Source organism: Mesorhizobium sp. M7A.F.Ca.CA.002.09.1.1 (assembly GCF_003998555.1).
In the GTDB taxonomy this organism is placed as follows: Bacteria; Pseudomonadota; Alphaproteobacteria; order Rhizobiales; family Rhizobiaceae; genus Mesorhizobium; species Mesorhizobium ciceri.
In genome coordinates this window covers 1-8163 of sequence record NZ_RZRR01000156.1, presented here as the reverse complement: position 1 = coordinate 8163, position 8163 = coordinate 1, and the positions used below count along the sequence as shown (strand labels likewise).

6 protein-coding genes are annotated in these 8163 nt (G+C 64.8%); 1 reads left to right on the top strand and 5 read right to left on the bottom strand.

Annotated elements, in window-relative coordinates:
- From EN994_RS09695 to EN994_RS09685, 3 genes are all read right to left on the bottom strand, one after another.
- Window positions 1–604: pitrilysin family protein (locus tag EN994_RS09695; RefSeq protein ID WP_164745851.1), on the bottom strand; the 604-nt coding region annotated here is incomplete at its 3' end.
- A gap of 135 nt (window positions 605–739) precedes the next feature.
- Window positions 740–1294 (bottom strand): 16S rRNA (guanine(966)-N(2))-methyltransferase RsmD, encoded by a 555-nt coding sequence (gene rsmD / locus EN994_RS09690; RefSeq protein WP_024504838.1) that lies wholly within the window; start codon window positions 1292–1294, stop codon window positions 740–742.
- A complete protein-coding gene (locus tag EN994_RS09685) occupies window positions 1291–3384 on the bottom strand; it encodes a pseudouridine synthase (RefSeq protein WP_063167721.1) in 2094 nt (697 codons plus the stop codon). Before EN994_RS09685 ends, rsmD begins: the two co-directional genes overlap by 4 nt.
- A 182-nt stretch (window positions 3385–3566) precedes the next feature.
- Between EN994_RS09685 and EN994_RS09680 the strand changes: the two genes are divergently transcribed.
- Window positions 3567–4016, top strand: a complete 450-nt coding sequence (locus EN994_RS09680; protein WP_013532358.1) for a nucleoside deaminase — start codon at window positions 3567–3569, stop codon at window positions 4014–4016.
- Window positions 4017–4052: 36 nt separating this feature from the next.
- On the opposite strand, the gene EN994_RS09675 is transcribed toward EN994_RS09680, so the two are convergent.
- Complete coding sequence (locus EN994_RS09675) at window positions 4053–4724, bottom strand: hypothetical protein (protein WP_013532359.1); 672 nt, start codon at window positions 4722–4724, stop codon at window positions 4053–4055.
- 207 nt (window positions 4725–4931) lie between these two features.
- Complete coding sequence (gene ileS / locus EN994_RS09670) at window positions 4932–7895, bottom strand: isoleucine--tRNA ligase (protein ID WP_063167720.1); 2964 nt, start codon at window positions 7893–7895, stop codon at window positions 4932–4934.
- Window positions 7896–8163: the final 268 nt, after the last annotated feature.

Below are 8163 nucleotides of genomic sequence, written 5' to 3'. Positions count from 1 at the left end.
GCATCCAGCCGATGACCGGAATGCGATAGGGCTGGTTCTGCCACAGCGTCGCATCGACCTCCTCGTCCAGCACAGCCTCGGGGCTGTTGTCGATACGCGAGCGGCGCTCCTCGAGGATGACGTCGCGCTCGGTCTTGATGACATCATCGGTGAGGATGAGGTTGCGCATGCGGTCAGCCTCGAAGCTCATCATCAGCCCGAGTGCCGACGGCGCCACCGTCTCGTGGAAAGCGGTGTAGTCATAGGAGGTGAAGGCGTTGTTGGATCCGCCGATATCGGAGACGGCGCGGTCGAACTCGCCGGCCGCATGGTTGGTCGTTGCCTTGAACATCAGATGTTCGAAGAAATGCGCGATGCCGGATTTGCCGGGCGGCTCGTCGGCGCTGCCGATCTTGTACCAGACCATGTGGGTGACGATCGGCGCACGGTGGTCGGGAATGACGACCACCTCCATGCCGTTGTCGAGCAGGAAATCCGTGACCTTGAACTCGGCCGGAACCGTGTTGGGCAAGACGGGGCTCTCGGCCAGCACTGGGCTGGTCGTGACAAAAGCCAAGGAGGTCGCCAACAGCGTTCCCCGCAGCCATTCAATCCTGGATGTCATCAACGGCTCCGGTTCTGTCGACAGACGATAGGCAAGGTGCTGGCGACAAGCAAAGTGATTTGTTGATCATGTTGCCGGCAAAGGCGGCGGCAAAGAGGCCGGCCCATGGATGCCCGGCCAAGGATACGAGGCGTATCAGGCCGCCTCGATGAAGCGGATGACGGTCTCGCCATAGTTGCGTTCGTCCAGCACCGAAAAGCCGGGGCCTGGCTCGAAGGACGCCACCGCGGCCTCTTCGACCACGCACAGCGCGCCGGGGCGAAGCCAGCCGCCGGCTTTGGCCGACTGCAAGGCGCGCTCGCCAAGGCCCTTGCCATAGGGCGGGTCGGCGAAGACAAGGCCGAACGGCGCCAGCGTGCCGGCCTCGCCGAGGCCGGTGGCATCGCGGCGGAAGATCTTGGTGCGGCCGGTGAGCCCGAAGGCCTCGACATTGTCGCGGATCAGGCCACGGCCTTCCGCCGATTCCTCGATGAAGACACCGTAGGAGGCACCGCGCGACAGCGCTTCCAGTCCCAGCGCGCCGGTGCCGGCGAACAGGTCGAGCACGCGTGCCCCGTCCAATTGCTCGGCAAAGCGATGCGCCAGCACGTTGAAGACCGCCTCGCGGGTACGATCGGTCGTCGGACGGATGGCGCTCGAGCGCGGCGTCGCCAACGGACGCCCGCGAAACTCACCGCCGACGATTCTCATCTCGCTTTGGGGCCTCGGGGACCGTTGCGCGGACGCTCACCGCCGCCAGCCCCGCCCGGACGTTCGCCGCGCGGCTTGCCGAACGGCTTTGCACCGGCCGGTTTGCCATAGGTCGGTTTGAACGAGGCCTTGCGCGCCTTGGCGTCAGCCGCCTTGGCGGCGTCAGCTTCGGCCCTGCCCTTGCCGATCGGTCGCGCGCCTGGCGCCATCCAGACATTGGCCTTGCGCTGGCCGGGCGGCTCGATCGGCCGCTGCTCGCGCTCGGACTTTTTGCCACCGCCCGGCTTGCCACCAAAAGCACCACGCGGCTTGTCGCCGAAGCCACCGCGCGGTTTGTCGCCGAAATTGCCGCGCGGCTTGTCGCCAAAGCTGCGTTCGGGACGCGGGGCGCGTTCGCCAAAACTCTTCTCAGCGTTTCTGTCGGGGCTTGTCGACAGTTTGCCCAGAGCCTCATCGCGGCTGCCTTCGCGGCGCTTGCGATTCTTGATCAACCCGCCCTCGCCGATCGGGCGGCGCTCGCCATCGCGGGTGAATTTCGGCCGTTCCGGCTCCGGCTCGCGAACTTCGGTGCGCCGCACCGGCTTGTTGGAAAACGGCTTGGTGACATCGGCGTCGAAATTGGCGCCGGATTCCTCGACCAGGCGCTCGCCAAGCTGGTCGCGCAACACCCTGCCCTTGATTTCCAGCACATGGCCCTCGGCGAGGTCATCGAGTTGGAACGGCCCGTAGGAGATACGGATCAGCCGCGTCACGTCGAGGCCGAGCGAACCCAGGATGTTCCTGACTTCGCGGTTCTTGCCCTCGCGCAGGCCGATCGTCAGCCAGGCATTGGTGCCTTGCTCGCGATCGAGCGTCGCTTCGATGGCGCCGTAAAAGACGCCGTCGACGGCGATGCCTTCGCGCAGGCCGGCAAGCGCGCTTTCCTCGACCTTGCCGTGGACGCGCACGCGGTAGCGGCGCAGCCAGCCGGTGGCCGGCAGTTCGAGCACGCGCGACAGGCCGCCATCATTGGTGAGCAGCAGCAGGCCTTCGGTGTTGATGTCGAGCCGGCCGATGGTCATCAGCCGTGGCAATTCAGCCGGCAGCACGTCGAAGACGGTCTTGCGGCCCTCGGGATCGCGGTTGGTGGTGACGACGCCGGCCGGCTTGTGGAACAGGAACAGCCTTGTGCGCTCGATCGGCGGGATTTCCATACCGTCGAGATGGATGATGTCATCAGGCATCACGTTGAAGGCCGGTGAAGTCAGAGCGCGACCATTGACCTTGACGCGGCCGGCGGCAATCAGCTCCTCGGCATCGCGGCGCGAGGCGAGGCCGGCGCGGGCCAGCCGCTTGGCGATGCGCTCGCCTGCCTCTTCCGCAGCCTCGGCGGGACGCGGGCGTGGCTTGAAGCTGCCGCCTGACGCGCCTTGCGGCCGATCGTTGAAATCCCGCTTCGGGCGATCGCTGAAGTCACGCTTTGGGCGATCGACGGCGTCACGCGGGGCGCGGTCACTGAAATCGCGCTTGGGACGGTCGAAGCGCTTTTCGCCGCCCGCTGCCGCCGCAGCCGGCCGGTCGCCCCGCGGTGCATAGGGTTTGCGTGGCCCTTCGCGCTTCTCGTAGGGCTTGCGCTCGCCTTCAGCGGCCACCGGGCGGTCGCCGCGCGGCGCATAGGGCTTGCGTGGCCCCTCGCGCTTTTCATACGGTTTGCGCTCGCCTTCTGCGGCCATTGGACGATCGCCGCGCGGTGCGTAGGGCTTGCGCGGTCCTTCGCGCTTTTCATAGGGCTTGTGCTCGCCTTCGGCGGCCATTGGGCGATCGCCGCGCGGTGCATAGGGCTTGCGCGGCCCCTCGCGTTTCTCAAAAGGCTTGCCTTCGGGACGCGGGCCTTTGCTGAAAGGCTTGTCGCCGCCCTTGAAATCGCGCTTCGGCCGCTCGCCATCGGCAGCCATCGGCCGGTCGCCACGCGGTGCGTAAGGTTTCTTGGCGCCAAAGGACGGTTTGCCGCCCTTGCCCGCGGCGCCATCGCGGCTGCGCGGTCCCGCGGCTTTCGGCCCACTCTTGGCCGGCCCCTTCCTGGGTCGGAATTTCTTGTCGTTGTCGTCCATGTGGCCTTTATCCGTTTGCGCTGCTACAGCGTGGCGCATCCTTTCGGGCGCGCAACGAACGCTGTAGCACTTTTGATGTGGCGCATGATCATTTTCGAAAACCGAGTCCCGATTTTCGATGTCATGCGCTCCATAACAGGATCACCGTCAGGTGGCGAGGAGATAATCGGAGTGGAAATCGCGTGAAGCGGCCCGATTTCATGGCGCTGGCGCTGAAGGAGGCCGAAGCTGCCGCCTTGCGAGGCGAAGTGCCGGTCGGCGCCGTCATCGCCAACGGCGCTGGTGTTGTCGCCAGCGCCGGCAACCGCACACGCGAACTTGCCGACCCGACCGCGCATGCCGAGATGCTGGTCATCCGCGAAGCCTGCCGCAAACTGTCGGCCGAGCGGCTGACCGGGCACGATCTCTATGTGACGCTGGAGCCTTGCGCCATGTGCGCCGGCGCCATTTCCTTCGCCCGGCTGCGCCGGCTTTATTTCGGCGCCGCCGACGACAAGGGCGGCGCTGTGGTCAATGGCGTGCGCTTCTTCGCCTCGCCGACCTGCCACCACGCGCCCGACATCTATCCGGGCATGGGCGAGACCGAAGCAGGCCTGCTGCTTAAAGGATTTTTTCGGGAGCGGCGCGGCTGAAGCGGGCGCTACGCCCGGCGACACAATTCGGTGTTCTTACAGCCAATCGAACCAGCCGCTGCCCTTCTTGCCTTCCGCCTCTTTCTTGAGACGGCGTTCCTTCTTGTACTCGTCCTCGCCAAGCTCGTTCTGCGGCGCGGTGCCGGCCGCGACACGATACTGCACTGGAGGCTCGCTCAGATATTTGCGGGTGTTCGGATCGCCCTGCTTGCTGTCGGCGAGGCGACGCTGGATCTCGGCGGCACGGCCTTTGTCGGAATCGGCCGGTGTCCATGCCGGCGGGTGGCTCGAGCCTGACTCCGCCATCGCCCTTTTCACCGAGGCCGGATCGGTTTGCACGTCGTCGACGATCTCCGACTGATAGGCCGGGTCGTTCTGATGGGCGGTGGCATCGGCCCGCAAGCGGGCGCGGCGCTGCTCGGGCGATTCGGGCCATTCGGCGCTCGCCGTCTCGATGCTGTCCTGCGGGGCCGGCAGCGCTTCCTTCTGGCCGGGCGCCGGCTTTACAAGCGTCGGACGCGGCTTGTAGTCGATCTGTTCCTTGCGCTTCGGCGCAAATGAAAAGGCGCCTGAAATATCGCCGGCCAGCTGTTCGCCGGCGGTCTTGTCGGTGCCGTAGGTCGGAGAGCCCATGCAGCCGGACAAAGCGAGGCCCGACGCGACAAGCGGCGCCAGCAGCGCCAGGCGCGCATTATATCTCTCGGTCATGCCAAAAAGTCCCACTCTAGACAGCCTCTCGATTGCCACCAGCCTCGTGGCCGGTCCCCATCGTCCAAGCACTTGCGACGGAAATCCGGCGACAATTTGTCTTCCGGAGTTTCGCGTGTTTACCTCAACCACTCGTTAAGGGCAACGCGCGGGCGGTTTTCACCCGCCCGGCGTGGCATTTGTGCACCGATCAAGCTGGCCGGCCTGTCAAAGCCGGCCAAGCGCCTTCAATTCATGCAGCACCGCCGCATCCCTGGCCGAAACATCCGGGAATTCCGGATCCTGGCCGACATCGGCGGTGTAGCGCCATGAGCGTGCGCATTTTAACAGGCCGCGATCCTCGGCCTTCTCGACCACCACGGCGACACCCCTGACGTCGTCGATCGCGAAGGCACCAGCCGGTGCCTCGCCATGCGCGATGACCAGATCGCTGGTGATCGCCATCTCGGCCATGTCGACATCTGAAATCGCCGCTTCGAGCGCTGCATCGTTGATGGTGACGACCGGCACCGCTTCCAGCGACGATCCGATCACCTTCTGGGCGCGCGCGATCTCCAGCGCGCCGGTGACGACGCGCCGCACCTGCCGCACCTGGCGCCACTTTTCCGCCAACGCCTCGTTCTGCCAGTCCGCCGGGATTTGCGGGAACTGGTCGAGATGCACCGAGACCGCGTCGGGATGACGATCGAGCCAGGCCTCCTCCATGGTGAAGGGCAGCATCGGCGCCAGCCATTTCACCAGGCAATCGAAGAGATGGCGCACCACCTGCACCGAAGCCTTGCGCTTCAGGCTCGACGGCGCGTCGCAGTAGAGCGCGTCCTTGCGGATGTCGAAATAGAACGCCGACAGCTCGACCACCATGAAATCGAGCAGCATGCGGGTGATGCGCTTGAACTCGAAAGCGTCGTAGCCCGAGCGCACGACCTCATCGAGCTCGGCCAGCCGGTGCAGCATCAGCCGCTCCAGCTCCGGCATCTTCTCCAGCGGCACCTCTTCGCCATCGTCATGGGCGAGCGTGCCGAGCATCCAGCGGATGGTGTTGCGCAGCTTGCGGTAGGCATCGATGTTGGTCTGCAGCACGTTCTTGCCGAGCCGCTGGTCCTCCCAGTAGTCGGTCGTCACCACCCACAGACGCAGGATATCGGCGCCCGACTGCTTGATGACGTCCTGCGGCACCACGGTGTTGCCGAGCGACTTCGACATCTTGCGGCCATCCTCGTCCATGGTGAAACCATGGGTGACGACAGTATCGTAAGGCGCCCTGCCCCTGGTGCCGCAGCTTTCCAGCAGCGAGGAATGGAACCAGCCGCGATGCTGGTCGGAGCCTTCGAGATAGACGTCGGCCGGCCATTTCAGGTCAGGGCGATCCTCCAGCGTGAAGACATGCGTCGAGCCCGAATCGAACCAGACGTCGAGGATGTCCATCACCTGCTTCCATTTGGAGGCATCGTGATTGCCAAGGAAACGCTCCTTGGCGCCAGCGGCGAACCAGGCGTCGGCGCCCTCCTTCTCGAAGGCGTCCATGATGCGCTGGTTGACCGCTTCGTCCTTCAGCACATTGCCGTCGACATCGGCGAAGACGGCGATCGGCACGCCCCAGGCGCGCTGGCGCGACAGCACCCAGTCCGGGCGCTCCTCGATCATGGCGCGGATGCGGTTCTGGCCGGCGGCGGGCACGAAACGGGTTTCGTCGATGGCCTTGAGCGCCCGGCTGCGCAGCGTCGAGCCGTCGCCGAGGTCCTTGTCCATATAAACGAACCATTGCGGCGTGTTGCGGAAGATGATCGGTTTTTTGGACCGCCACGAATGCGGATAGCTGTGCTTCAGCCGGCCACGCGCGAACAGCGCGTTGCGCTTGATCAGCTCGTCGATGACGGCCTGGTTGGCGTTGCCCTTCTTGCCGTTGTCGTCGATGACGCGCGCCGGTCCACCCTCGCGGTCCGGTCCGAAACCCGGCGCGTCCTTGGTGAAGAAGCCGCCATCGTCAACGGTGAACGGGATGGCGGGATCGATGCCGCGTGCGCGCAGATCCACCGCCGCGTCCATCCAGGCGTCAAAGTCCTCGCGGCCGTGTCCGGGCGCGGTGTGGACGAAGCCGGTGCCGGCATCGTCGGTGACATGGTCACCGGCGAGCATCGGAACGGCAAATTCGTAGCCGCCGCCCAAGCCCTTGAGCGGATGTGAAAGCGTAAGGCTTCCAAGCTCTTGCGCCGAGACGCTGCGGAGACGATTCAAGGTGACCTTGGCCTTGGCCGAGGAGTCTTCGGCCAGTGCGTCGGCAAAGATCAGCTTTTCGCCCGGCTGCGGGCCGAACGCGTTCTCGGCTGCCGTGACCTCGTAGAGGCCATAATTTATACGCGGCGAATAGTTGACGGCGCGGTTGCCTGGGATCGTCCACGGCGTCGTCGTCCAGATGACGACGTGGGCCTGCAGCAGATCGAGGGCGCCCTCCGTCAGCTTGGTCTGGCCATCGTCAATGGGGCGGACAAGGCTGGCGACCGGAAACTTCACCCAGATCGTGTCGCTCTCATAGTCGTGGTATTCGATCTCGGCCTCGGCCAGCGCCGTGCGCTCGACCACGCTCCACATCACCGGCTTGGAGCCGCGATAGAGCTGGCCCGACATGGCAAATTTCAAAAGCTCGCCGGCGATGCGCGACTCGGCATGGAAAGCCATCGTCGTATAGGGGTTCTTGAAGTCGCCGATGACGCCGAGGCGCTGGAACTCGGCCCCCTGCACTGTGATCCAACCCGCGGCGAATTCGCGGCATTCCTTGCGGAACTCGTTAACCGGTACCTCGTCCTTGTTCTTGCCCTTGGCGCGGTACTGCTCCTCGATCTTCCATTCGATCGGCAGGCCGTGACAGTCCCAGCCGGGCACATAGTTCGAGTCGTAACCGCGCATCTGGAACGAGCGGGTGATGACGTCCTTGAGGATCTTGTTCAGCGCATGGCCGATATGGATGTTGCCATTGGCGTAGGGCGGGCCGTCATGCAGCACGTATTTCGTGCGGCCGGCAGCGCTCTCGCGCAGCTTGCGGTAGAGATCCATGTCCTGCCAGCGCTTGACCAGCAGCGGCTCCTTCTCCGGCAAGCCGGCGCGCATCGGGAAGTCCGTCTGCGGCAAATAAAGCGTCTTGGAATAGTCGATCGTTTCAGTTGTGTCGGTCATTGGTCTGCCATGTGCATTGCCCGGCGGGCGTACAAGCTCGGGCGTGAACTATCATGTTATGAAAAAAGCGCGAGGGGCGCGCAGAAACTCCCGGCGGCTCCGGCGGCGCTCAGGCCACCCGGAACACCGGGCCTGTAATTCGTATCGCGATCGCGAAAAGGCGCGAAAAGCTGGTCATGGCTGGGCTTTTAGCCGAAGCCACGGCAGGAATAAAGCGTCTCTCGTTCGATTCACCTACATCGTGAAATCGAAGCGGTAGGTGGTCGAC

Coding starts and splice junctions, on each gene's coding strand:
- EN994_RS09685 (WP_063167721.1), bottom strand. CDS start 3,384: ATGGACGACAACGACAAGAAATTCCGACCCAGGAAGGGGCCGGCCAAG.
- EN994_RS09675 (WP_013532359.1), bottom strand. CDS start 4,724: ATGACCGAGAGATATAATGCGCGCCTGGCGCTGCTGGCGCCGCTTGTC.
- rsmD (WP_024504838.1), bottom strand. CDS start 1,294: ATGAGAATCGTCGGCGGTGAGTTTCGCGGGCGTCCGTTGGCGACGCCG.
- ileS (WP_063167720.1), bottom strand. CDS start 7,895: ATGACCGACACAACTGAAACGATCGACTATTCCAAGACGCTTTATTTG.